This is a genomic window from Nonomuraea sp. NPDC049607, from assembly GCF_040675375.1.
In the GTDB taxonomy this organism is placed as follows: domain Bacteria; phylum Actinomycetota; class Actinomycetes; order Streptosporangiales; family Streptosporangiaceae; genus Nonomuraea.
In genome coordinates this window covers 1-24,965 of sequence record NZ_JBFAOV010000063.1, presented here as the reverse complement: position 1 = coordinate 24,965, position 24,965 = coordinate 1, and the positions used below count along the sequence as shown (strand labels likewise).

General features: G+C 69.2%; 21 protein-coding genes. 11 read left to right on the top strand and 10 right to left on the bottom strand.

Annotated features, from left to right (window positions below; translation table 11 throughout):
• The first annotated feature begins 49 nt into the window (after window positions 1-49).
• The 9 genes from AB0J97_RS49405 to AB0J97_RS49365 all read left to right on the top strand — a co-directional run bounded on the left by AB0J97_RS49405 (window position 50) and on the right by AB0J97_RS49365 (window position 8,468).
• Window positions 50-403 (top strand): DUF2809 domain-containing protein, encoded by a 354-nt coding sequence (locus AB0J97_RS49405; RefSeq protein WP_357696337.1) that lies wholly within the window; start codon window positions 50-52, stop codon window positions 401-403.
• Between the two features lie 401 nt (window positions 404-804).
• A complete protein-coding gene (locus AB0J97_RS49400; RefSeq protein ID WP_364103776.1) occupies window positions 805-1,674 on the top strand; it encodes a helix-turn-helix transcriptional regulator in 870 nt (289 codons plus the stop codon).
• Between the two features lie 69 nt (window positions 1,675-1,743).
• Window positions 1,744-2,517, top strand: coding sequence for an SDR family oxidoreductase (locus AB0J97_RS49395; protein WP_364103761.1), 774 nt, complete (start codon window positions 1,744-1,746; stop codon window positions 2,515-2,517).
• Window positions 2,518-3,423: 906 nt separating this feature from the next.
• Window positions 3,424-4,785: a hypothetical protein gene (locus AB0J97_RS49390; protein ID WP_364103758.1), complete on the top strand. Its 1,362-nt coding sequence runs from the start codon at window positions 3,424-3,426 to the stop codon at window positions 4,783-4,785.
• A gap of 226 nt (window positions 4,786-5,011) precedes the next feature.
• Window positions 5,012-5,260, top strand: coding sequence for a hypothetical protein (locus tag AB0J97_RS49385; RefSeq protein ID WP_364103755.1), 249 nt, complete (start codon window positions 5,012-5,014; stop codon window positions 5,258-5,260).
• A 161-nt stretch (window positions 5,261-5,421) separates the two neighbouring features.
• A complete protein-coding gene (locus tag AB0J97_RS49380; protein ID WP_364103773.1) occupies window positions 5,422-6,003 on the top strand; it encodes an RNA polymerase sigma factor in 582 nt (193 codons plus the stop codon).
• Window positions 6,000-6,869, top strand: coding sequence for a CU044_5270 family protein (locus AB0J97_RS49375; RefSeq protein ID WP_364103752.1), 870 nt, complete (start codon window positions 6,000-6,002; stop codon window positions 6,867-6,869). Before AB0J97_RS49380 ends, AB0J97_RS49375 begins: the two co-directional genes overlap by 4 nt.
• A gap of 105 nt (window positions 6,870-6,974) precedes the next feature.
• Window positions 6,975-7,931, top strand: a complete 957-nt coding sequence (locus AB0J97_RS49370; protein WP_364103749.1) for a hypothetical protein — start codon at window positions 6,975-6,977, stop codon at window positions 7,929-7,931.
• A gap of 120 nt (window positions 7,932-8,051) precedes the next feature.
• Window positions 8,052-8,468 carry an RNA-binding S4 domain-containing protein gene (locus tag AB0J97_RS49365; protein ID WP_364103746.1) on the top strand — a complete coding sequence of 139 codons (417 nt, stop codon included), beginning with the start codon at window positions 8,052-8,054 and terminating at the stop codon, window positions 8,466-8,468.
• A gap of 190 nt (window positions 8,469-8,658) precedes the next feature.
• Here the strand turns inward: AB0J97_RS49365 and AB0J97_RS49360 are convergent, their stop codons facing one another.
• The 4 genes from AB0J97_RS49360 to AB0J97_RS49345 form a co-directional block, all read right to left on the bottom strand.
• The gene (locus AB0J97_RS49360; RefSeq protein WP_364103743.1) at window positions 8,659-9,798 is read right to left on the bottom strand and encodes a DUF6183 family protein; all 1,140 of its coding nucleotides are present in this window, start codon (window positions 9,796-9,798) and stop codon (window positions 8,659-8,661) included.
• 62 nt (window positions 9,799-9,860) lie between these two features.
• Window positions 9,861-11,825: a hypothetical protein gene (locus AB0J97_RS49355; protein WP_364103740.1), complete on the bottom strand. Its 1,965-nt coding sequence runs from the start codon at window positions 11,823-11,825 to the stop codon at window positions 9,861-9,863.
• Complete coding sequence (locus tag AB0J97_RS49350; protein ID WP_364103737.1) at window positions 11,822-12,940, bottom strand: 5'-methylthioadenosine/S-adenosylhomocysteine nucleosidase; 1,119 nt, start codon at window positions 12,938-12,940, stop codon at window positions 11,822-11,824. The genes AB0J97_RS49355 and AB0J97_RS49350 overlap by 4 nt, the downstream gene beginning before the upstream one ends.
• Window positions 12,937-13,821 (bottom strand): NUDIX domain-containing protein, encoded by an 885-nt coding sequence (locus tag AB0J97_RS49345; protein WP_364103734.1) that lies wholly within the window; start codon window positions 13,819-13,821, stop codon window positions 12,937-12,939. The genes AB0J97_RS49350 and AB0J97_RS49345 overlap by 4 nt, the downstream gene beginning before the upstream one ends.
• A 166-nt stretch (window positions 13,822-13,987) precedes the next feature.
• Between AB0J97_RS49345 and AB0J97_RS49340 the strand changes: the two genes are divergently transcribed.
• The gene (locus tag AB0J97_RS49340; RefSeq protein ID WP_364103731.1) at window positions 13,988-17,056 is read left to right on the top strand and encodes a DUF3427 domain-containing protein; all 3,069 of its coding nucleotides are present in this window, start codon (window positions 13,988-13,990) and stop codon (window positions 17,054-17,056) included.
• A 12-nt stretch (window positions 17,057-17,068) separates the two neighbouring features.
• Here AB0J97_RS49340 and AB0J97_RS49335 read toward each other — a convergent pair whose 3' ends face one another.
• The 6 genes from AB0J97_RS49335 to AB0J97_RS49310 form a co-directional block, all read right to left on the bottom strand.
• Window positions 17,069-17,848: an urease accessory protein UreD gene (locus AB0J97_RS49335; protein ID WP_364103728.1), complete on the bottom strand. Its 780-nt coding sequence runs from the start codon at window positions 17,846-17,848 to the stop codon at window positions 17,069-17,071.
• Window positions 17,845-18,522: an urease accessory protein UreG gene (gene ureG, locus AB0J97_RS49330; RefSeq protein ID WP_364103725.1), complete on the bottom strand. Its 678-nt coding sequence runs from the start codon at window positions 18,520-18,522 to the stop codon at window positions 17,845-17,847. The genes AB0J97_RS49335 and ureG overlap by 4 nt, the downstream gene beginning before the upstream one ends.
• A 35-nt stretch (window positions 18,523-18,557) precedes the next feature.
• Window positions 18,558-19,232 (bottom strand): urease accessory UreF family protein, encoded by a 675-nt coding sequence (locus tag AB0J97_RS49325; protein ID WP_364103722.1) that lies wholly within the window; start codon window positions 19,230-19,232, stop codon window positions 18,558-18,560.
• A 35-nt stretch (window positions 19,233-19,267) separates the two neighbouring features.
• Window positions 19,268-21,043: an urease subunit alpha gene (locus tag AB0J97_RS49320; RefSeq protein WP_364103719.1), complete on the bottom strand. Its 1,776-nt coding sequence runs from the start codon at window positions 21,041-21,043 to the stop codon at window positions 19,268-19,270.
• Window positions 21,043-21,804 carry an urease subunit gamma gene (locus tag AB0J97_RS49315; RefSeq protein WP_364103716.1) on the bottom strand — a complete coding sequence of 254 codons (762 nt, stop codon included), beginning with the start codon at window positions 21,802-21,804 and terminating at the stop codon, window positions 21,043-21,045. Before AB0J97_RS49315 ends, AB0J97_RS49320 begins: the two co-directional genes overlap by 1 nt.
• Window positions 21,805-21,935: 131 nt before the next feature.
• The gene (locus tag AB0J97_RS49310; RefSeq protein ID WP_364103713.1) at window positions 21,936-23,354 is read right to left on the bottom strand and encodes a hypothetical protein; all 1,419 of its coding nucleotides are present in this window, start codon (window positions 23,352-23,354) and stop codon (window positions 21,936-21,938) included.
• 478 nt (window positions 23,355-23,832) lie between these two features.
• Here AB0J97_RS49310 and AB0J97_RS49305 point away from each other — a divergent pair, with 478 nt between their 5' ends.
• The gene (locus AB0J97_RS49305) at window positions 23,833-24,525 is read left to right on the top strand and encodes a DUF305 domain-containing protein (RefSeq protein ID WP_364103710.1); all 693 of its coding nucleotides are present in this window, start codon (window positions 23,833-23,835) and stop codon (window positions 24,523-24,525) included.
• Window positions 24,526-24,965 lie beyond the last annotated feature (440 nt).

The window sequence follows — 24,965 nt, the reverse complement described above, 5'->3', positions numbered from 1 at the left end:
GTCCTGATCGTTGAGATTCGGAGAAGATGTCAATCTCATGCGCCGCGCCATGGTCCTTCTGGGTGGCGTCGCCCTCGCCATCGGCGCGTTCGTCCTCTTCTACCGGGGCCCGGGACAACCGTTCATCCGCGGCTACGTGAGCGACGTCGTCGCCACCATGCTGGTCTACGCGTTCTTGGGGCTGTTGTGGCGCACCACCGCCGCACGCCGCACCCTGGCCACGGCCGCGATCGCCGCCGCCGTCGAGTTCTACCAAATAGTCGGCATGACCCCGCCGGGCATCGGCGGTGTCCTGGTCGGCGCGTTCCCCGACCCATGGGACCTGGTCGCCTATGCCATCGGTGTGGTCGCGGCCCTGGCCTGGGAACGCCGATTGGTCCGATCCGATGATCAGACCGGGTGACTCTCGAACACCACCCAACCGGGGCTGACGGTACGGACGCCCCCACAGCGGCGAGGGCATCGAATTCGTCCTGCGCGGCGGCCAGCCGTCACAAAGCAGGACTGCCGTAGCTCCGATAGAAACGGCAAGATCAAGAGATTACGTGGCCGACCAGTATTTCCGATGTCCGCCTATCGGTACCCTTCTGACCATCCGCCTGGATTCACGTGTCGACCTGGAGTTTTAGAGGCCGAGCAACGTGCCCTCGATCAGCGAAAACGCCAGTCAAGAGCCTTGTCTCACGGCCGACGCTGTATGACTGTGATCGAGCGACTGTGACCACCGTTTCCCGGTATATCGCCGGTCGCTGCCACAGAGAGCCCGCGGGTGACTTCGCCATCAGTGTCAGTAGTACGGAGGGGCTGTTCGGAAGCTCCTACGACGAGCGAGCGGATATTTCCCGACTTCCGGTAGAGGCCCGGCAACGGCGCAGTGCCGAGATCCGCGAGTTCCTGAGGTCGCGCAGGGCCAGGTTGACTCCGTACGACGTCGGTATGCCCGCCGGCTCCGGTCGCCGTGCCAAGGGGCTGCGGCGCGAGGAGGTGGCGGTGCTCGCGGGGGTAGGGGTGTCCTGGTACACCTGGCTGGAGCAGGGGCGGGAGATCCACGTGTCGGCCGGGGTCCTGGACGCTGTCGCGCGGGTGCTCCGTTTCGACACGGCGGAGCGCGAACATCTGTACCTGCTCGCCGGGCTCAACCCGCCCCAGGCCGAGCCGTCGGACCAGCCGGTCTCCGCGGAGTTGCAGCGGTTGATCGACGGTTGGCTCCCGTCCCCGGCCTACATCCTCGACCGGCACTGGAACCTGGTCGCGGTCAATCGCGCCGCGCAGCTGGTGTTTAGCTATTCGGACCACGACCACAACTGCCTGGTGAGCTTCTTCACCAACGCCCGCTTCCGCTCCTCGCTGACCCACTGGGAGGATGCGGCCCGGGTGATCGTCGGCCAGTTCCGCGCCGACGCGGCCCGCTACCCGGACGACCTGGAATTCGGCAGGCTGGCCGCCGACATGTGCGCCGCGAGTCCGGCCTTCGCCGAGATCTGGGCCGAGCATCCGGTCGGCAATGCGACCGAGGGCGTCAAGGTCGTCCGCACATCGGAGACGGGTGAGCTGATCTTCGAGTACAGGTCACTGTCGTTGCCCGACCGGCCAGGACACCGGCTGATGCTGCACACTCCGCAGCTGGGCACTGCCACCGGGGCGCGGCTGTCGGAGCTGATGGCGAGCGCCTGAAGGTGGTGGTGCCAGCCCTAGGTTCAGCCGGAACTGCTGGAAACGGACGAACCGCTTGAGGATTGCCGCATGAACCGATTCCTGAGCAAGACCGTTTTGATCACCGGCGGGGCCAGCGGCATGGGCTTCGCCACGGCGCAGAGGCTCCTGGGCGAAGGCGCGTACGTCGTCATCACCGGACGCGACCAGGTCCGTCTCGACACTGCTGCCGCCCGCTTGACGGACGCCCTGCCAGAGTCGGGCTCGGGCCGGGTGCTCGCGGTTCGGGCCGACGTCGCCTCCCCGGCGGACCTCGACCTTCTGATGCGGCGGATCGAAACCTGGCGCGGTGGCCTGGACGCGGTCTTCGCGAACGCCGGCGTGGGTGTGTTCAAGCCGAGCGCCGAGATCACCGAGGCGGAGTTCGACCACACCGTCGGCGTCAACTTCAAGGGCGTCTTCTTCACCATCCAGAAGGCGCTGCCGCTGATGGGGGACGGCAGCGCGATCGTCATCAACGCGTCCTGGACGCTGTATCGCGGGCTGTCCGTCGCCTCCGTGTATTCCGCCAGCAAGGCAGCCGTCCACAATCTCGCCCGGACGCTGGGCGCCGACCTCGCGCCGCGCGGCATCCGGGTCAACTCGGTCAGCCCGGGTTACATCGACACCGAGATGTACCGCGACGCCAACCCCGACCCAGGCAGCGAGGCACGCAACTCGGCCGAGGTACCGCTCGGCGCCCTCGGTCACGCCGACAACGTCGCGGCGGCGGTGGCGTTCCTGGCCTCTGACGAGGCTGCCTACATCACCGGGCAGGACCTGGTCGTGGACGGCGGGCTCGTCGCCAGTGTTCCTGCCGCCTGAGCCGGCGGGCGCGGCTGGCGGGCGCGGCTGGCGGGCGCGGCTGGCGGGCGCGGCTGGCGGGCGCGGCTGGCGGGCGCGGCTGGCGGGCGCGGCTGGCGGGCCAACCCCTTCAGTGCCTGGCTCCGCCAGCCGCAGAGTTTCACTGTCCATGGTTTATGAACGCACCCCCTGTCGATCCGCTATATCGAAATATTCCAAGAAGGGCTTTCGCCCGCCCCTCGCCAGGGTCGTCTCGCCACGTGAGCTTCGCGAAGCAGGGGTCATCCCGCAGGGACTTTCATGGAGTCCGTGATCACGAAAACCTTGTCTGGGCTTGCCGCAATCTGGATTGACGCCTGGCCGGCGGGTCTCCAGGGCGTTCCCGGTGCGCCTCACGTGCGGCCACCAGTTGGACATGGCCTCTCAACGATTCACCGGCGTGACAGCGCCTGCCTTAAGTCCCCGACAGACCCTCAAGCAGCGGGCCAGCCATTCCAAGATGGCGACAGCCACCACATCAGCAGCCGCGATCTTTCCGATGTCTTTCCGTCGAAGGTCGCACGCTCTGCCTTATCTACAAAGATGCAGGCAGAGGGCATGATGTGGTCTTGTCGTCCGTCGGACTCCTAAGGCGAGTTCTGCCTGAGGGCACTCATCTGGAACGGCTTCAGGCTCCTGGCCTGCGGTTTCTCAGCCGCAGGTCCGGCCTGGCCCTCTGATCGGCTGGAGCAACATCGCCGCCGCCGTCGACCACTACCGCAGCCACCCCGCCGACAACATCGGCCTTTGAGTAGGTGCGGTTACCTGGAAATACCGTTGTCGGCCGAGCCGGCCACTTGCGCGGACGTTCCCAGGTCTCGTGGAGGAGCCGCACCAGCGTGGCGGACGCGCGTATACGACGCCGTGACGGCTCACTACTATTCCGGCATGCTTTCCGATCTTGAGTTCTACGTCTTCGAGGCCCTGATCGTCGTCATCCTCGTGGGCCTTCCTCTGATGACCGCGGCGGGGGCCATTCCTACCGCGTTGCTTTCCGCCCCGGCCAACCGTCACGCGGTGATGAGTCGAAGAGCCGTCGTCTTAGGATTGTTCGCGTCGTTCGTAGGCTTCTGGATGATGGGGCTCGGCGCGTGGCTGGCGCGTGAAGATTCACGCTACGGCGCCATCGATTTCTTCGGTTTCCTACTGATCACGCTCATCGGCGCGGCTCTGCTCGCCGCCGGTCTCGGCCCGCTGCCGTCGTGGCTGCTGGAGAGCCTCGGTCCGTTCGCGGAACGGCTGCCGCTGCCTCTTCGCCTGGCGGTCCGCGATCTGGCCCACCGTCGATCCCGTGCGGTGCTCGCGATCACGCTGGCGATGACGGTGACGGCCTTCGGCCTCGCGCTGACGGTCATCGCGGTCGGCGAAACGGCGCAGAGCAGGGCCGAATACCTTCCCTCAGGGAGGCCCGGCAGCTTGTTGGTGCAGTCAAGCCCTGCGCACCTGGGGGGTTTCTCAGCCGCGGACGCGGCCACCGTACGAGCGGCGATGGAGCGGGAACTGCCCGGCGTGCCGATCGCCCAGAGCGAGACCGTTCCAGACCCATCCTGGTTCTTCCGCGCCACGGCGGAGCACGTCGAGACGCCAGAGGAGGCCGTCTACTGGGATCAGGCCATCGGTGACGAGAAGTTGCTGCGGTACCTCACGGGCGATCAGTCGACGCCTTACGACGAGGGCACGGCCGTGGTGATCACGTCGGCCGACGTGAAGGTCGACTCGGTGGACCTCGCCTACGAGATCGACAAGAACGATGAGACCACGGCGAGCAAGACCGTCCGAGCGATCGTCGCCAGGACCTCCGCCCCCCACATGGAGACGATCTTCGTCCCTTCGAAAATCGTCCGGGATCTCGGCTATCAGCTCCAACCGAGCGAGCTGATCGTCGACCCCACCCTCCATCGAGTCACGGCCCAGGAGCAGCAGCGCCTCGACGATCGACTGGACGACGCAGTCGCGGACATCTACGTCGAACGGGGCTTCGAGGCTTCGATCGGGTGGCTGCCCATCACCGTGGCGGCGTTCCTCGCCGCCCTCGTGTGCGCGCTGACGTCCGGCTTCGGCAGGGCCGCGAACTCGCGCCAGGCCCGGGTCATGAGGCGGGCCGGTAGTGGATCGGCCGGGGCCTTTCGGTGGTTCTGCGCCTCCCGCGCCGGTATGAGCGCCCTGTGCGGAACAGTCCTCGGCGCCATCGTCGGGTGTCCCGCCGGGATGTTGCTGCTGTGGCCTCTGACGATGCGGACCACGTGGTAGGAGCCAGTACGGGTGTCGTTCGAGACCCCGTGGCCGGCCATCATGGGCGTCGTAGGCGGCCTTCCCCTTCTCGCCGCGGCTCTCGGCGCGCTCTTCGCTCGCGAGCGGCCGCACGTCTCCGCACCTCAGGGCCTAACTGAGGTAGAGCGCTGAGCTTGTGTCTCGCCTGACGTCGGGAGTACAGGTTTCGGTACAGCTTGGCTTAGAGCTGCGTGAGGAACGCTTCGTGGATGTCGTCGTGGACCCCCCAGCGAATGCGCAGGCGTCAGAACGCATGAAGCAGGGCGAAGGTCCGCTCGACCACGTAACGGTGTTTCCCCAGGCAGGCGAACAGAGGGCGGATCTGCAGCTCGCGGACCAGGTGGCGGCACCTGTCGTGGTCATGGCCGCGGTCGGCGAGTACGACGTCAGGGCGCTGATGAAGCCGATGCACGTTCGACCAGGGAAGGGCCGGTATGCCCCCTTTACGCCCTGATCTGCGAAGAATCCACATGCGGGAGAGGTCCAGGACATCCATCGCTCATGGCCGATGCAGCAGCACCTCGTCCAGCCGCTCCATCACGACAAGGTCCGATCCGAACCGGCCGATCGGGAACTCGCCCGCGTCCGCGGACAGTGCAGTGTGTGGATGTGAACATGCGCGCCCGCATACGAGATGGCGATCAACGCGCGTTCGAGGAGCTTTTCGACCGGTACGCCAAAGCCGTCTACAACCACGCCTACCGGATGACCGGCGACTGGTCGGTGGCCGACGACGTGGTGTCGCTGACCTTCCTGGAGGCGTGGCGGCTACGGCAGCGGCTCGCCCCGGACGGCGGTTCGTTGCGGCCGTGGTTGCTCGTGGTGGCCACCAACGTGGCTCGCAACCTGCGACGGGCCAGACGGCGTCACGAGGAGGTGATGGTCAGGGTGCCCCGGAACGATGTCGTCCCGGATTTCGCCGAGGAGTTGGTCGGGCAGATCGCGGACAAGGAGCGGTTGGCCGAGCTGCGTACGGCGATCGGAGGACTACGCAGACATGAACAGGATGTGCTGCTGCTGTGCGTCGGGGCCGGGCTCGACTACGCCGAGGCGGCCGAGGCACTGGGCATTCCGATCGGGACGCTCAGATCACGATTGTCCCGGGCTCGGAAAAAGCTGGAACTCGCCGTGACCCGGCGACAGATAGATGGCGACCGCGACACCGCGGTCCGGTCCATGCAGGAGAGCACCCAATGAACATCTTCTCGGAGGAACGGGATCTTCCTGAGGGCCGTCACCAGCTGCTCAAGGAGTTCGTGATGACCGCTCTGCAAGAAGAGTCGAAGCCTGCCAGGCCCCGCCGCAAGCTGCTGCGCGCCGGCGTACTGGCGCCCGTGCTGGGGCTGGCCGCCGTGGCAGTGGCAGCCGCTCTGGTGATCGTCCCCGGCCAGGCGGGGAACTCCCCGTCGGCCGCTGGTGCGCGAGACGTCCTGCTCGTCGCGGCCACCTCTGCGGAACGCGCCCCCGAGGGGTCAGGGACGTACTGGCACATCACCATCACCCAGGAGGGCAAGCCGCAGCAGGAGTACTGGTACAAGAAGGACGGTCAGTTCTGGCTGAAGGGCGAAGGGCTCAAGGGTGAGGGCAAGCTGAAGCAGTTCACCGACAAGCCTCAGCCGTTCGCGATAGGCCCTCTGCGGATGACTTTCGAGGAGCTACGGCAGCTCCCCGGCGACGAGAACAACCTGTACGAGAAGCTGAAGTCAGCCATCGCGGACGGCGATCTGCGCACCAGCGCCGGCAAGCTGAACGCCGAACAGCAGGAGTGGGCCGCCATGGAAACCCTCCTGTCACTGGTCAGCGAGGCCCCGGTCTCACCCGAGGTCCGCGCCGCCGCCTACCGGGCACTCGCCGCCCGGCCCGGCGTCCAGGACCTCGGCGACGCCGACGGCGGACGGCGGTTCCAGGTGCCGGTGCTCGACGGTCAGGAAACACTCACCATCGACCCGGAGACCGGACAGCTCCGCAGTACCTCCGTCTGGGCGCCGCTCAGCGGAGGCACCGCGCACTCCAGCGGGCCCGTCACGATCAGCACTGAATGGACCGACCGACTGCCCGGCTGACCCGCCGGCCCCGGCCCTGCCGTACGTGGTCGGAGACGGCGACGCCCGGCAGGGCCGCCGGTCTCCCCGTGGCGGGAATCCGTACAAGGCAGGATTTGCGTCACCATGATCGTGTCGTTTCGCGGTGAAGGAGGCTGCTTGGTCGTTTTTGCCTGTGCGGGGTGCGGCGCCGTGATGACCGCGCGGGTAGCGCGGGTGGCGCTCCCTGACCACTCCGGCCAGAAGTACGGCCATGACCTGCTCGCCCATCTGCTGCGACCGGGAACATACGCGGTGGACCCCGGAAACGGCCGGCCTTGGCAGCCGTTCGAACCCGAGCCCGAAGAACATGGCGTCCGACTGCTCACGTACCGCATCACGGGCCCCTCGAACAGGATCGCCATCGCGCCCGGCGACGTCCGCGGGACCGTCTTCATCCCGGAGCGGTTGGGCGGATGTTGCTGCGGCTGGGACGGCCAATACGGGCCCAACCTGGCCTGCGCGAAGTGCGGCTGTCCGGTGGCGACCCGCGTCGACGACTGCGGGTTCTGGCAGGTGGTGTGGCTGCAGCCGGACGCCGTGCGTCCTGTCGCCGTCGCGGTGGCGCTGGCGCACCTGCTGGTGATCTCGGCCGGCAGGCGAGTGGCCGTCCCTGAGGGGCCTGTCGCTGCGGCGTTTCGCCGGGCGATCGACAGCCTGCTCCCCACGGGGCCACCGGAACGACAGCTCGTCCTGGCCGGGCCAGGCCTGTCCCCCACGATCACGGACATCGCCCTGGTGCCGAAGCACCCGCAGACCGGCGAGGTTTGGCCGGGTGCCGCGGGAACGGTGGTGCCGCTGGCCGCGGACGTGTGGACGTACATGGCCTTCAACGACGATCGGCGGCTCATGCCCGCGGCGCGCGGGATGCCTGCCGGCGTTCGCCGCGACGATCCACCTCCGCTGTTGCCGCACACTCTTTTCCGTCCTGACGGGCGAGTGTTCCTCAGCACGCTGGAGCGGCTGGCACCGGTTCCGCAGCCGTGGCTGCGTCGCATCTTCGACCTGGTCAGAGACCGGCCGTACATGGACCCGTTCTCGTAGGCGTCAGGTCTCGAATGCGGGGGCACGGCAGCCGTCCTGGCGGGGATCCTCGGCCGCCCCTTTTGAGGCCCCTGAACAGGCTTGATGTCGGCGGGACGGCGTTCTCAGTACAGTGTCGGGATGGCAGGTGAGCAGCTGAGTGTGCGAGTGGACAGCTGGATCTGGTCGGTACGGCTCACCAAGACTCGTTCGATCGCCTCCGACGCCTGCCGGGGCGGTCACGTACGGGTCAACGGGGTCCGGGTCAAGCCCGCGCACGCCCTGCGAGTCGGGGACGAGGTCCGGTTGCGGCACGATGGACGCGAACGCATCGTGGTCGTCTCCCGGGCCATCACCAAGCGCGTCGGCGCCGCCGTGGCCGCCGAGTGCTACGTCGACAAGAGCCCTCCGCCCCCTCCGCGCGAGGAGACCGTGGCGGTGGCCGTCCGGGCTCGGGGCGCGGGGCGTCCTACCAAACGCGAACGCCGCAGCATCGACAAACTGCTCGCACGCCCCACGCTGGAAGACCGGCAGGGCAACCGCGCACGCCCAGAGTGATCGAACAGATGACCAGACGCGGAGGCGACCGGCGTGTGGGGCGCCACAACACCACACCAGGGTCGGTACGGCCCTTGGTCTTGGCGTCCGCGTGGTGCCATCCCTGCATGGAGAGGTGGTCGCTGTCGAAGGCGCCGTCGCGGAGAGGCTACGCACCGGCGGCGCAGCGTTCTGGCAACCGCTCGATCCCTCAGTCGGTGTCGGTCGCCGCCAGGACGGCGAGGCTTCGGCCGTCAGGTGACAGGGCCGCGACGGCGATGTCCCAGGCGACCTGCTCGAACCACTTCGTCGTTGCGGAGAACGTGAACCACCGGTGGTCATGGATGTGACGCTCAACGTCGGCGAAGGTAGCGGTCTGCGGTGCTCCGGAGAGTCCCGCCATCGATTTCCACGCCTCCAGGCGCCCATATGCACCGTGGAGACCGTTGTTGTAGGCGCCTCCGGTGGAAGCTGCGGCGAAGAGCACCTGCCAGACCTGCGGGGGAGCGCAGGCGAAGGCCGATGGCGCCGACCGCTGCCCCTCCGGGGCAAGGCAGTCCAAGTCCAGCACGGAGAGAAGTTTCGCGATCGACCCGCCGGCAGCGCTGAGCGCGAACGTGCGTGCCTCGATCCGGCCGTTGGATTCCTCGGCCCAGTTCGCGACGGCTCTCGCCATCTCTGCCGCCGCCGATGGCGTGGTGGTCTCCACCGCCGAAGCGGTTTCGCCGTCCCCCGCGGGAGCGGGACCGGCTCCGGTGTCAAAGGGCCCGAACGGTAGGGAATAGCTGGAACCGTGGACGCTGTAGCTGGGGAGATCGGGACTCTGCTCGATCGAGGAGCGGTGCAGCGGCAACCAGCTCAGGGGGTGGTGCCCCCGGTGCCGAGATGTCGCCCATTGCGCGATCCCCTGCAGGTCACCGACGGCTTCTCCGCGCAGCACCAGCTCGTGTACGAGACAGGCACGGAGCTCTTCCAGCCCTCCGGCGTGCACCTGGCCTCCAGCGAAGGCGCGCGTCAGATCGCTCGCCGGCCGGCTTGAGGCCAGGAGCGACGCGGCATAGCGCGCCATCTTGCGGTCACCGGAAGCGACGGTCCCGATGAGACGCAGGGCATGTCCGAGATGCTCTGCGTCGGCGGCGACGGTCAGCAGGCGAAACACTGAGTCGAAGACACTCCTGTACTGCCAGATCGGCCGCTGCGCCGCCCCGTACGTCCTGAACAACGCGACCCCGAGATCCGCGACGAACGCGGCATCACCTTCCGCCAGACGCTGCTCGGCCATGTCGCGCACGCCGTTCACATCGTTCAGATCCGATAAGAGCGCGACGATCTCCTCAACCTTCTCGACCATGATCAGAGCCTACGGGGACACTTGATCAGGATCCGCGCGCCAAGGAGGCCCTCGGCGAAAGCCTATTCGGCGTCATTCAAGGCGGCCGTGAGGTTTCCCGTGCGTAGCTCTTGCTGTTCGACCCACCTCTTCCCCTCGGCGGCGATTCCTTCCAGGACGTGGAGCGTGTGGGGAAGGCCGGCGGCGTCCAACGACACCTTGGACACCGCTCCGGGAACCTCTCCCTGTTGCAGCTCTTCCATCCCCGAGCTCACCTCGACGCTGATCTCCTCACCGTTGACCAGTGAGAGCTGGAAGACGCGTTCGTCGTTGTCCGACTGACTGACCCGTACGGCGGCGACCGTTTCGAAGCGGTAGTTGAGCCGCTGCCGGTCGTGGAAGGTGCCGTTCATGAAGTCGAGCTTGACGGTGACCTGGCGGACGCCTTCCTGAGTGATGAGGAAGACCAGGAGCTGGTACTTCTTGTAGCGCCATGGGCCGCCTTGTAGGCGGGCGTGTGCGCTCGACCGAGCGGGAGCCTCGATGAAGGCGTGCGCGATGACGTGGCTCATGGTCAGCCTGTAGTGCCGCAACGCCTCGTCGAGGAGCGCCTTACGGTCGCAGTCCAGCCAGCCGGCCATCTCCTCGTCGCGGGGTTTGTCCGCCATCCTCGCGCGCCACCGGTCCAGTGCAGCCAGGTCGTCCTTGTAGGTCTCGTCGCTTTCGAGCTCGTCGGCGGCGTGGCGGCGGCGCTCAAGGATGATGTGGAGCCACGCACGGGAACCGATCCACCCGGAGACCAGCAAAAGCAAGATCGTGCCGATTGCCGGCAGGGGCTCGACCGGTACGGCGTTGACCGCGGCCCAGCCGCCTCCACCTGCGAGGGTGAGGAGTCCGAGTATCGCCAGAGCCTTCGTTCGTCCGGGGGTGGCGAGTTCCTCCCGGTAGCTCCGCAGCGTGCCTCTTCTATGGCGGGCGTTGGCCTGCGTCGCCCGGTGCCGGATCAGCCAGGCGAGGCGCTCAACCCCGATCCCCCTTCCTCCGTAGACCGCCGCGATCTCATCGCGCAGGCCACGGCGGATTCCTGCCGTGTGGGCCATCCAGTTGTCACGGTCGACGCCCGGCGGTAGGTATCTGGCGAAGTAGTGGTCGATGCGGTTCTCGGCCTTCTTCGCGAAGCTGCCGGGGTTGACTTCGCTCTTGGGCCCCAGGTACTCCCAGTCTTTGGCGCGACGGCGTACGACACGGAAGCGCCAGTCGGCGACGTTCGGCGCACTGACGTAGGCGCCTCCGATGCCCAGCACGTAGGCGAGCATCAGAAGGACGCGACCGCTCTGCAGGATCAGATAGCCGAGGTACGCGGCCGCCATGACGTGCAGAACTGTCGCGGTCAGGGCCTGAGCCCGAGTAGCGACCGGTGTGTCGGGGGGCTTCGGGACCCAGAGCTCGGGCTTCTTCGGCGCCGGATGGAAGAACTTCCAGATCCGATCCTTTCGGTCATGGGCCATCTGCTCGTTCTTGGCCTTCGTCAGCGCGAGGTGCCACAGATGGTCTTCGATCGGGCCGTCGAGGTACAGCTCCAAGTGGTCGAGGATCAGGCTGCGTTGGGGTTCGCGGAGCGCGTCGAGGTCTTTGACGACGATCCGGATGTCCTCCTCGGCCTTTCCCGCCGACTCCAGGAGCCGGTCGATGATGCGGACACCGTCCCGCCACGGGTCGTCGCCCGAGAGTCGCATGATGGTGCGCCGGTCACGTAGCTGGGCGGCTTCCTCCTTGGTCAGCTCGTGCCGCGTCCGGCCGCTCACCATGGCGAGCAACCAGTAGAAGAAGACCTCGTTGGTGGCGTAGTCGACCCTGGCCTCGTTGATGAGTCGTCGAGCGGGGCCCGGCATGCGGCCTTTCAGAAAGGAGACGCCGTCCCGGAACTTCTTCTCGGGCGGGTCTTGTGGGCTCGTCATGTAGATGACGTCGCCGTGCACTGTCCCCGCCTGCACTCCGACGTGGGAGTCCGTGGCCGCGTTCTCGACGCGGTGCCCTGGATCTGTCATGACAGGGACTGGACCAAGGCGATGATGACGGTCAGCTCGGCGGCCAGCTCAGCCACGTCGCCGACGAGCCCGCGCAGCTTCTTCAGTGCCAGGGTCAGCGTGTTCCTGCAGTCTGGCGTCTTCGTCTCCAGGGCCTGGTCGGCCGTGACCAGTTCCGTCTCGGCGGCCTTGTACGTCGCCTCGTCCAGGCGCCCGTCCGCCCACGCCTGCCAGAGACGGGTACGGAAGCCGGCCAGCGCCTCGGGCAGGTCCGCCGGCTGCGGCGTCGCAGGGGTGATCCGGATGCCGCCGTGCACGATGCCTGCCTGCACGCCCACGTGCGCGTTTCCCTTGGCGATGTTCCTGACCGTCTCGGGCATGGGGGAGCTCCTTGTCGTGGGTTCGTCGGTGAACAACTCCTCGGCCAGAGCCGCGGCGAACGAGGCCGCGTTGGCGGCGGCTCGCGGCTGCCACTGCTCGCGGTCGGTGGCTTCCTTGGTGCCGTCGGCCCGGTCGCTGATTCCGCGGATCACGACGACGGGAAGCGCCCGGTTCAGGTGCCCGGCCTGTGCCACGCCGGCGCCTTCCATCTCGATCGCCCGTGCGTCGTTGTAGTGGTCGCGAATCCAGCGGGCGTGCTCGGAAAGCCGGGAGTTCAGGACTATCTCACCGGCGGCGATCGCCCCGAAGTGCACGTTCGGGCGCGGGTCGAGCCCCTTGGCCCATGAGTTGCCGCGGTGCAGGTGCTGGGCGATCTGCTCGGCGGCATGCGAGGTCGGCCAGACGCGAGGACGGCTCCTGAAGCCTTCGTCCTCGCTGGTGCCGCCGTGGAAGGCGTAGACATGCGTGGCCACCACGATGTCTCCGAGAGCGATGTGCGGCTGCAGCGCGCCGGCCACGCCCACGAAGAGGAGGGCCGCCGGACGGAATTCGGCGATGGCCCGTTCGGCCAGCACCGCAGCGGAGTGGTTGCCCTTGCCGACCTGTGCCAGCGCCACCTCGCATCGTCCATCCGCCAGGCGGCCCACCTCGAAGAGGGTGCCCTGCGGGTGCCGACGCAGGCGCAGGCTGGCCAGCTTCTCTCTGATCGCCTGGTATTCCAGGTCTAGGGCGGTGAGGATCACGACGGGGCTCACAGCACCTGCTCCTTTCCGTTCGGCGAGTCGACGGGACGGATCATCGGGGGATGGAGGACCTCTTGAGGGCCGGCCCTGAACAGGCGGGCCGGTCGTCCGGCCGTGGCTTTGCGCGCCGAGTCGGCCGGGATGATGAAACCGTCGGTTTTCTTGATCTTTCGGTAGAAGTTCCGCGGGTCGAGCGGCATGCCCCACACCGCCTCGTACACGTCCTGAAGATCGGTGATCGTGAACGTCGGCCCGCAGAAAGCCGTGGCGAGCGCGGAGTGCTCAAGCTTGGACCGGGCGCGCTCGACGCCGTCCGTGACAATGCGGCGATGATCGAAGGCGAGCCGTAGGTCACCGGAGAGCACGACGTCGGTGGGTCGCCAGCCCGCGTCGGCGGCGTCGGTGCCGGCGGTCGGTTCGGGCAGCCTCGGGGCGATGGCCAGGAAGGCGACGCTCACCACGCGGCCTCGCGGATCACGGCCTGGGTCGTCGTAGACGCCCAGCTGCTCCAGCCGGAGCGTCTCGACGTCCAGGTCGGCCTCCTCCGCCAGCTCCCGATGAGCGGCGGCGAACAGGCTCTCCTGCGAGTGCTGCAGAAAGCCGCCCGGCAGCGCCTGAGTGCCCTTGTACGGCTCGATGCCGCGCTCGACGAGCAGCACGTGCAGCCGCGAATCACGCAAGGTGAGGATGACGAGGTCAACGGCGAGCAAGATGGCCGGCGGCTCCCATGGATCGTCGCTCATGGTCCGACCGTATGTTTTTGTCAGTCTGACAAAAAGTAGCGCCGTGGTTAGCTTTGGCCATCTCCGGTGATGCGCGAGGCTGCTGCATCTTCCCAATGCCGCGGGAGCCGGGGGCTTCACGCCGCGGATGCCGCGCCCAAGGGCTGCCATGCCGGTGACACTACGCCGCCGCACCGACACTTTCGGTGTCGGTGCTCCTGGAGCAGATGGTGGACGGCCGGGGCCGAAGTCGCGGGCGGGCCGTACTCCTGGGGAGGTTTCCTGAGCTCGGCGTAAACCATTTCGCGGTGGGCGGCCGCGCCCTATAGTCGCCGAGATGAGCGATCTTCAGCCTGGTGTCTACCAGCATCTGGTCACTCGCGACGTGGACGCCCGGCTGCGTGCGGTGTCCGATCACGAGCTGATCGATCGCCGGTCGTTGGATCTCGCCGACTCTCACGAGACGCTGGCCCGCCACCTGGCCGCGCTCACTCGCCGGGCGCTGCGCTCTGTGCGCGGTGAGAGCGACACGGTACGGCTGGCCCGGCAGGTGGAGATCGTCAACCGGGTCGCCGACCTGCTCGGTGAGCTGGTGCCCGAGGCCGCCGCACCCGAGGAACTCGTCGAGGCCGCGGATGAGTTGCTGGGCATCGCCAGGGGCAGGGACGCGGGCGGGGGCGTGAGCTTTCCCGCGCGGCCGGTGATTCCCCTCACCGGAAGCGCGTTGCTGGTCAACGGCCGAGGACAGCCGGAGATCGGCCATGAGCTCAAGCGCGAGCTGGCCTCCGCCGGCCACGTCGATCTGCTGTGCGCGTTCGTGAAGTGGAACGGCGTGCGGGTCCTGTCGGAGGCGATCGAGGAGTTCCTCCAGCGCGGTGGCCGGCTGAGGGTCGTGACCACCACCTACATCGGTGCCACCGACCGCCTGGCGCTGGACCGGTTGGCGGCCATGGGCGCCGAGATCCGCGTCTCCTATGACACCCGGATGACCAGGTTGCACGCCAAGGCGTGGCTGTTCCATCGGGGCAACGGCCTGTCCACCGCCTACGTGGGCTCCTCCAACCTGTCGCGCACCGCCCTCAGCCACGGCCTGGAGTGGAACGTCCGCCTCGCCCAGGCCGAACAGCCGCACCTGATCGACACGTTCTCCGCCACGTTCGACGACTATTGGGGCGATCCGTCGTTCGAGCCCTACGACCCGGCGCACGATGCCGAGCGGCTCGACCGTGCCCTGTCGGCCGAGCGGGCCGGTGGCCGGCCGGTCATGCTCGACTTCGCACACGTGGACGTCCGCCCGTACTCCTACCAGCGCGAGATCCTCGACGAGCTCGACGCCGAACGACAGATCCACGACCGGTGGCACAACCTCGTCGTCATGGCCACCGGCACCGGCAAGACCGTCGTCGCCGCGCTCGACTACCGGCGCCTGCGTGCGGCCGGACAGGCGGAGTCGGTGCTGTTCGTCGCCCACCGCAAGGAGATCCTGCGGCAGAGCCTGCTCACCTTCCGGCAGGTGCTGCGGGACGAGACGTTCGGCGAGCTGTACGTGGACGGCGCCCGCCCCGAGCATTGGCGGCACGTGTTCGCCTCGATCCAGACCCTGGACGCCAACCCGCTCCCCGGGCCGGACCGCTACGACATGGTGATCGTGGACGAGTTCCACCACGCCGAGGCCGCCACCTACCGGAAACTGCTCAACGGAGTGCGCCCCAAGGTGCTCCTGGGCCTGACCGCCACGCCGGAACGGGCCGACGGCCAGGACATCAAGGGCTGGTTCGACGGCCGCATAGCCGCCGAACTGCGCCTGTGGGAGGCGCTGGAGCGCGGGCTGCTGGCCCCGTTCCAGTATTTCGGCGTCCACGACGGCACCGACCTGCGTCAGATCGGCTGGCGTCGGGGGCAGGGCTATGACGTCGGCCAGCTCTCCAACGTCTACACCGGCAACGACCGCCGCGCCGCCGTGGTCCTGGAGACCGTGCAACGCAAGATCGGCGACGTCGGGCGGATGCGGGCCCTCGGCTTCTGCGTGAGCATCGACCACGCCCGCTTCATGGCGGACCGCTTCACCCGGGCCGGGCTCCCCTCTGTCGCCGTCACCGCGCACAGCCTGCGTGACGAGCGCGACCAGGCGCTGCGCGACCTGAGAGACCGAAAGATCAACGCCGTGTTCACCGTCGATCTCTTCAACGAGGGCGTCGACGTCCCGGAGATCGACACCGTGCTGTTCCTGCGGCCCACCGACAGCGCCACCGTCTTCCTGCAGCAGCTCGGGCGCGGGTTGCGGCTCGCCGACGACAAACCATGCCTGACCGTGCTCGACTTCGTCGGCCACCAGCACAAGCAGTTCCGCTTCGACCGGCGCTACCGGGCGCTCACCGGCGCAAGCCGTACCGGCATCGCGCGGGAGATCGAGCAGGGCTTCCCGACGCTGCCCGCCGGCTGCGTGATCGACCTGGACCGCGACGTACGCCGGCTGGTTCTCGACAACGTCCGGCAGGCGCTCAACCTGAACTGGCGGGACCTGACACGCGAACTCCGCGACCTCGGAGACGTCAACCTGTCCACCTTCCTGCAGGAGACCGGACTGGACGCCGAGGACCTCTACCGCCGCAGCCGCCCGGGCTGGGCGTCGCTGCGGCACGCCGCCGGCTTCGGCGCCACATCGGGTGACGCGGCGCTCGGACGCGCCTTCGGCAGGATGTTGCACATCGACGACCTTGAGCGGCTCGCCTTCCTCACCGAGGTGCTGGCCGGAAGGGCTCCGCGATCACCGCGTGAGCTACGCCTGATGGCCATGCTCGACGTGATGTTGTGGGGCGGCACCGAGCCGACCTCCGGGATGGAGGCCCGGTTCGCCCGCCTCACGGGTGCCCGCGCGGCGGAACTGTCAGAGCTCGCGGACGTGCTGCGCTCCGGCCTGCGTCACGTGGTCCCGCCTCTCGACCCGGTCGTGCCCCTGCACGTGCACGCCCGCTACAGCAAGAACGAGGTCCTGGCCGCCTTCGGCATCGACCGGCCCGCGCACATGCGGGAAGGGGTCAAATACGTGCAGGCGCACCAGGCGGATCTGTTCTTCGTCACCGTGGACAAGTCGGAGGACCATTACTCCCCCACCACGCTCTACCACGACCGGGCGATCAGCGAGGACCTGTTCCAGTGGGAGTCGCAGAGCACCCTGCGCTCGTCGGCCGCCACCGCCCGCCGCTACGTGACGGGCGCGTCCACGGTCCATCTGCTCGTCAGGCAGTCCAAGCGCGACGAAGGGCTGGGGGCTCCGCCTTACACGTACGCGGGGCCCATGCGGTACGTGAGTCATGAGGGTGAGCGGCCCGTCCGCTTCGTCTGGCGTCTGGATCATCGGCTTCCTCCCGAGGTGTTCCACTACGCCAAGGCGACCGCCGGTTGAGAGGCGAGAAGGTCAGTCGGTGGGGTGGGCCGCGTCCAGGAGGTGGCGCAGGCGCAGGCTGTCGGGGGCCAGGGCGGTGATCAGGGAGGCGGGGCCGGCCAGCGGGGTCAGCGCGGCCTGACCGGTTGCCGGGCCGTCGCCGAACAGCCGGGCCTGGAGCGGGTGACGTTCCAGCTCGGGGTCGACGACGAGGATCTGGCCGGCGGCGCGGTGACCGGCCAGGACGGCCGGACCGTCCCAGCCGGGGACGTCCGGACCGTAGGCGGTCTGCTGGTCGAGCAGGAGGTGTCCGTCGCGGTGGACGACGAGGCGGACGGCCAGCCGGCCCGGAGGCTCGCCGAAGCGCCCTAGGACCTGCTCCTCGCGGAGGACGAGGCGCGCGGTGGCGGCCAGGTCGACGGTGCAGGTCTGGCGCAGGTTGCTGCCGGCGGCGGAGATCAGCGGCTGGGGCAGCCAGTGCAGACCGGCGTGCTCGCCCACGGTCAGGTGCACGTCGTAGGTGGCGGGCTCGGGGGTGGGGCCGCGCAGGGCGATCGCGGCCGAGGCGGTGGTGATGTGGAGGTGGGCGCCGGGTTCGACGGTGGCCTCGACGCGCAGCCGGTCGCCGCCGAGAGGGGCGTTCATGGCGCCGAGGACGCACACCCGTGCCTGGTCACCGTGCGAGTGGAGGCGCCGCAGGTGGAACGGGCCGTCGCCGGCCAGGGCGGACAGTACGGTGCCCTCCCCCGCGCGGGTCGCCGTGATGCGAGCGGTGCCGCACACACCCGGCTCGGCATGGGGTGCGAGGGTCATGCGGGCCCCGGGGCTCGGGCCGCCAGGCGATGCAGGACCCAGTCCACCACGGGCCTGACGCCGTCCTCGGTCTTCAGGGCGGTGAAGGCGACGGGCAGCTCGCCGCGCTGGGCCTCGGCGTCGCGGGCCATGGCCGCCAGGTCGGCGCCGACGTACGGCGCGAGGTCGGTCTTGTTGATGACCAGCAGGTCGGAGGTGGTCAGGCCGGGGCCGCCCTTGCGCGGGATGTCGTCGCCGCCGGCGACGTCGATGACGAAGATCTGCGCGTCGACCAGGCCCTTGGAGAAGGTCGCGGTGAGGTTGTCGCCGCCCGACTCGATGAGGATCAGGTCGAGCGGTCCGAGCAGTTCCTCCAGGTCCTCGACGGCTTGGAGGTTGGCGGAGATGTCGTCACGGATCGCGGTGTGCGGGCAGGCGCCGGTCTGGACCGCCCTGATGCGCTCGGCGGGCAGTACGGCCTCGCGCAGCAGGAACTCGGCGTCCTCGCGGGTGTAGATGTCGTTGGTGACGACCGCGATGGACAGGTCCTGGCGCAGCGCGCGGCACAGGGCTGCGACGGTGGCGGTCTTGCCGGAGCCGACCGGGCCGCCCAGGCCGATGCGCAGCGCGCCGTGGCGGCCGCCGGGGTGATGGGCTGAGCGGGCGGAGAGGTCGTGGTCGTGGTGGAGGTGCATGGCGCTCCCGTGGTCGGACGACAGGCGTACAGGTGTCAGGAGGCGAACAGGCGGGCCGGGCGGGCCACGTGCTGTTCGGCGGTGATGTCGAGCAGCGGCGCCGAGGCGGACGGCAGCGCCGCGACGCCGTCGGCGTGGACGCGCCCCGCCGCCTCGGCGGCCCGCCGCGCGACGTGGTCGAGGTCGGCGGCGAGCCGGGCCAGGACGGCGGTGGCGTCGAAGGGGTCCAGGCTCAGCAGGCGGACGGTCGCGGCGGCCGGGCCGCTGACGCTCTCCTGGGCCGCCACGCAGGCGGCGTCGTACGGGCTCAGCCCGGCGGCGCGGGCGGCCACCCCGAGCACCACGGGCTGATGGGCGCCGCGCGGACGGACAGTGGCCAGCGCGTCGAGCTCGGCGCAGGGCCAGACGGCTCGGGCGGCGCGCAGCAGTTGCCGTCCGAGCGTGCGCGCGACCTGCCGCAGGGCCGGAGAGGGCGTGCGGGCGTCGGCGGCCTCCTCCAGCAGCAGCGGGTCCAGTCCGGCGGCGGCCGCGGCCGCGAGCCCTGCCGCGGTCAGCCCGCTGGTGTGCAGCCGGCCTCGGCAGAACGCCTCCAGGCCGGCCGCGTCACGCACACGCCCGGCCGCGACGGCCGCCTCGGCGCCGCCGGAATGAGCGTGCCCGCCGGCCGGGAACCGGCCGTCGGCCAGGACGAGCAGCGTGGCACGGCTCATCGGCGTGACTCACCTTCCTTCAGTGAGATGACGGGTCAGAACAGGAAGTAGAGCTGCGCCATCGGCAGTTCGGTGGGGGGCTCGTGGTAGTCGATGCGCCGGCCGTCGATCCGCACCTCATAGCCGTTGGGGTCGACGTCGATGACGGGGGTGGCGTCGTTTCGGAGCATGTCCCGCTTGAACACCCTGCGGGTGTTGCGGATGGGCGTGAACGACTTGTCCACCTCGACCCGGCCAGGCAATCCGGCCGCGATCGCCTGTTCGCTGACGAAGTTGACGGAGTTGGCGCCGGGGGCCCTGCCCGTCGCGCCCCACATCGGGCGGGGCAGGATCGGCTGTGGGGTGGTGATGGCGCCGTTGGCGTCGCCGACCTGCGCGTACGCGATCTGGCCGCCCTTGATCACCCGGTGCGGCCTGACGCCGAAGAACTTCGGCTCCCACAGCACCAGGTCGGCCAGCTTGCCCACTTCGACCGAGCCGACCTCGTGGTCGATGCCGTGCGCGACGGCCGGGTTGATGGTGTATTTGGCGACGTAGCGGCGGGCGCGGTGGTTGTCGGTCTCGTCGGCGCCGCCGCGGTCGCCGTCCAGGGGGCCGCGGCGCTGTTTCATCACGTGCGCGGTCTGCCAGGTCCTTGTGATCATCTCTCCGACGCGTCCCATCGCCTGGGTGTCGGACGACATGATCGAAATGGCGCCCAGGTCGTGCAGGAGGTCTTCGGCGGCCATCGTGGCGGGCCGGATGCGCGACTCGGCGAAGGCCCGGTCCTCGGGCACCTGCGGGTTGAGGTGGTGGGCGATCAGCACCATGTCCAGGTGCTCCGGGACCGTGTTGCGGGTGTAGGGGCGGGTGGGGTTGGTGGAGGCGGGCAGCACGTTGGGCAGGCTCGCCATCCTGATCATGTCGGGGGCGTGGCCGCCGCCGGCGCCCTCGATGTGGAAGACGTGGAGAGGTTCGTCGCCGATGGCCGCGATGGTGTCCTCGACGGTGCCGGCCTCGTTCAGGGTGTCGGCGTGCAGGGCCAGCTGTACGCCGGTCGCCCGGCACACCTCCAGGCAGCGGCGCAGGACCGCCGGGGTGGCACCCCAGTCTTCGTGGATCTTGAAGCCGAGGATGCCGGCGTTGACCTGGTTGTGGAGGGATTCGGTGGACATCGTGCTGCCCTTGCCGAGCAGCCCGATGTTGACCGGGAAGGCGTCCAGGGCCTTGAACAGCCGGTCGAGGTGCCAGGCGCCGGGCGTGACGGTGGTGGCGGTCGTGCCGTCGGCGGGGCCGGTCCCGCCGCCGATCAGGGTGGTGACGCCGGAGGCGAGCGCCTCGCGGATCTGCTCGGGGCAGATGAAGTGCACGTGGGTGTCGACGCCGCCCGCGGTGAGGATCTTGCCGTTTCCCGAGATGATCTCGGTCTCGGGGCCGATCAGGAAGTCGGTCGCGACGGGATGGCCGTCGTGCAGCCGGTTCATGGTCTCGTCGTTGTAGGCCTTGCCGAGCGCGGCGATGCGGCCGTCGCGAAGGGCGACGTCGGCCTTGACCACGCCCCAGTGGTCCAGGATGAGAGCGCCGGTGATGACGGTGTCGGGCGGTCTCGGGGCGCCGGGGGTCGCGCCGTCGCGTGGCGCGAGTGACTGCCCCATCGACTCCCGGACCACCTTGCCGCCGCCGAAGACGATCTCGTTGCCGCTGCGGCCGGGGCCGCCGGCCCAGTCCTCGGTGATCTCGATCCACAGGTTGGTGTCGGCCAGGCGGACACAGTCCCCCGTCGTCGGGCCGAAGCGGTCGGCGTACTGTTCGCGCGTGAGGGGTTCGGCCATCAGAGGTCGCCTCCGACCTTGCCGTTCAGGCCCGCGACGTGGCGCCGGCCCTCGATGGGCACCAGTTCCACGTCCTGGGGCATGTTGGGGGCGAAGCGCACCGAGCCGCCTGCGGGGATGTTCAGCCGTTTGCCGTAGGCGGCGTCACGGTCGGGGTGGATGTCGAGGCGGGAGTTGGCCTCGTAGAAGTGGTAGTGGGAGCCGACCTGGATGTGACGGTCGTCGGTGTTGGTGACCCGTACGGTCGTGGTCGGGCGGCCGTCGTTGAAGCTCACCCGCCCCTGGGAGGAGTAGTCGATCGCGCCGGGAGGACCCTGCCTCCCCGGCCCGGCCACGCAGGACGGCGGGGGTTCCGGGTCGGGCGGGCACGGCGCGGGCTCCGGGACGGGCGGACACGGCGGCTCCGGCTCAGGCCGGCCTTCGCACGACGGCGGCTCCGGGCACGGCAGGGTGGTCGCCGGCGGGATCGGCTCGCGGAGGGTGACCATTTTGGTGCCGTCGGGGAAGGTGGCCTCGATCTGGAGGTCGGCGATCATCTCCGCGACGCCTGGCATGACCTCGTGCGGCATGAGCACCGGCGGTTGCTGCTTCGCCATGAGGTCCGCCACGGTCCTGCCGGCGCGCGCCTCTTCCAGAACCCAGGAGGTCAGGATGGCGACCGCCTCCGGGTAGTTGAGCTTCACTCGCCCTCTGCGCTTGTGGGCCACGTCCGCGGCCACGTGGATCATCAGCCGTTCTTGTTCATGCAGGGTCAGGTGCACCCTGTCACCTCGGTTTCGCTTCTGGCCCCAGGGCCTCGCCCTCGGGGCCGACGGTGCGGATCTACCGGTATGACCGATGTCGGGGTCAGGTCGCCGCCCGGTTGCCTGCTCACCGGGCGGCGCTCAGTGGCTCAGCAGCCTCGCCCGCAACCGCACCCGCCGCCGCCGTGGGGCGGGCAGGGGGCCGGTGGGCGGGCGCAGACGACGACTTCGTCGGTGACGGGGCCGTCGGTCTCGTTGGCGGTGGCGGTGGCGGTGTTGGTCAGCGGGCCGGGCTTGGTGACCTTGGCCAGCAGGGTGAGGGTCTGGGTGGTGCCGACGTCCATCGCGCCGACGTCCCACAGGCCGGTGGCCGGGTCGTAGCCGCCGGCGCTGGGAGTGGCGGAGATGAAGGCCAGCCCTTCGGGGAGCTGGTCGACGACCGTGACGCCGGTGGCGTCGTTGGGCCCCTCGTTGGTGACGGCCACGTGGTAGGTGACCGCCTCGCCGACGGCGGCCTCGGTACGGTCGGCGGCCTTGACGACGGCGAGCTCGACGACCCGCTTCACCGGCGTGGTGGTGGCGTTGGAGGTGGAGGTGAGGTGCTCGGGCGCGTTGCCCAGGGTGTTGTCGTAGGAGGCGCCGGCCTGGTTCTCGATCTGGCGGCCGGCCCCGGCGCGTTCGACGCGGACACGGAACTCCACCGTGGTTCCGTCGGGCGCGTCCGCGGTCGAGGGCAGGCGGCCGCCCTGCTGGGCGGTGGCCCCCTGGCCCAGGTGGAAGACGACGCGGTCGGCGTCGGCGTACGCCTGGTCGTCGCCGGCCGCGTCGCTCTTGCCGCCGCTGTCGGGGCCGTCGATGACGCGCAGGGAGCCGGGGACGTAGCTGGTGCCGGCCGGGATGTCGTCGGTCAGGACGAGGTTGTCGGCCGGGGCGCCGCCTTCGTTCCTGGCGTTCACCCGGTAGGTGATGACGTCGCCGACCTCGACCTCGCCCTCGGGGATGGCGGCCTTGGTGAGCACGACGCAGGGTGCGGTGCCGAAGACGATGCCGTCCAGGAAGTTGCCGATCGCCGGGTTGCCACCGGCGGCGGAGATGGACTTGAAGGCGAACCGGGTGGTGGTCTGGCCGGGCGGGACGACGTATTCGCCGGTGTAGTGGCCCCAGGCGGTGTTGCCGTCGGTCATCCGGGCCTGTTCCACCGGGGCGTTCGGGGGGCCGATCTGCAGTGCCATGGTGTCGGCGCCCTGGCGGCCGCGGTGGGAGAGTCTCCAGTACAGCTTGGTGCCGGGTGTGGTGGGGAGGTCCTGGTACAGGGTGGAGACCATGTTGGCGTTGAGCTCGGCGAACTGCTGGCCGTCGTCGGAGGGCACGCTCAGGAAGCCGGTGTGCCAGAGTTCGATCTGGCCGTCGGAGGCGGTGGTGCGCCAGCCGGGCACCGCGCGGGGGTCGTTGTGGGAGGCGTCGGGCCGTATCTCGTAGTTGGTGACGACGGGGGCTTCGAAACTGCCGTTGATCAGGGCGATGCGTGGCCCGCATCCGCCTGGTGAGGGGTTCTGGGGTACGGCCACGAGGTGTCCTTCCGTCGAGGTGGCGGGAAAGCGGCCGGCGTCGCCGGCGTTCGTGGGCGCCGGCCGGGTCCCGCGCGGCGAGCTGCCACGGGTGCGGGGGCGCAGGGCGGACCACAGGCGGGCGGCCCGGGATGGTTTGTCGGCGTGCACGGGTGAATGGCCTCGCGTGGTGGGCGGGCGGAGTCGGTGCGGTCGTCGGGTCGTGTGCGTGGTGTGCGCGGCGGGATCGATCCGGTTGGACGCAGTCGTTGCCTTCCGATGCCACGTGCTGTGAGTAGCCGACTACCTACTGAAAGTAGTCGAAGCCGGTCAGGGCGCTGAACTAGCCGCACAGTGAGAGCCGCATGGCCGGAGGGCGCGGCTCTTCTGTGGAACGCCGGCCGGCGACCGGTCGCCCGTCCGGCCGGACCCGCCTGTCGGCCGGTCGGAGCGGCGGCTTACCGTGGAGGTAGGTGTCGGATCGGCGCTAGGGGGACGCATGAAGCGACGCTCTGTGCAGACCGCGATGGCCACCGGGGCATTCCTGGCCGTCGTGACCGCGAGTACGGGGGCCACCGCGGCGACCATGGGATCACCGCCGACACCCTCCCCAAGCCCGCAGCCGACGTGCATGGGCATGGGGGAAATGCACCCCGTCACCAGCGAGTACGACTACCTGTCGCAGATGGTGCCGCACCACCAGGACGCCATCACCGCGGCCCGGCAGCTCCAGCGGTCCGACCGGCCCGAGATGCGGCAGCTCGGGCAGTCGATCGTCGCGACGCAGACCGCCGAGGTCGCCCGGATGAAGGGCTGGCTGGAACAGTGGTACCCGCAGAGCCCGTCGCCGAGCCCGAGCTCGACCACGATGCCCGACCTGTCGGGGCTTTCCGGGGATCAGCTCGACAAGGCGTTCCTGCAGCACATGATCCCGCACCACATGATGGCGATCATGATGTCGCAGCAGCTGCTCAACCACGGCGAGGCTCAGCACACCGAGGTCGCCGCCTTCGCCCGCAAGGTGCGCGACGACCAGTGGGCGGAGGTCCGCACGATGCGGCAGTACCTGACCCAGTGGTACGGGGAACAGAGCATGCCCTGCATGCCGCACATGCCGGGCATGACGCCCGGGCCCCACACGGGAACACCCGGCCGGCCGACGCCCACGGAGCCCTCTCCGGCAGGCACGTGACGCAAGGCCCTCTGCCCGCAGGAAGACCACCTGCGGCAGAGCACCGGATTTTCTGCGGAGGCCGCCTCCGCGACCGGCTCGACCATGCCCTGACGGAACCCACCTGGTCGGCACGCGCGGGGTGGTAATCTCCTCGCCCGAGTTGCCGGAGCCCTTGCGCGTGCGACTCGGCGGTCAGGGGGAGGCTCCCCAGCACGGCATGTCCGGTTGACGACGGGTCGTGGCCCTCACGCACGCTGACCAGCGTCGTCGCAGCGTACTTGTTGACATTCGCCGCATAGGCGACAGAATACACATATGAACAGTTCTTCAGGCGAGAATGTGTTGGTGGTGGACGGCTGCACCGTCAAGGTGGTCGACGCCGACCGCGTCGCGGCCGTGCACGAGCGCATGCCCGCCGCCGAGGACCTGACCGACACCGCCGACGTCTTCGGCCTGCT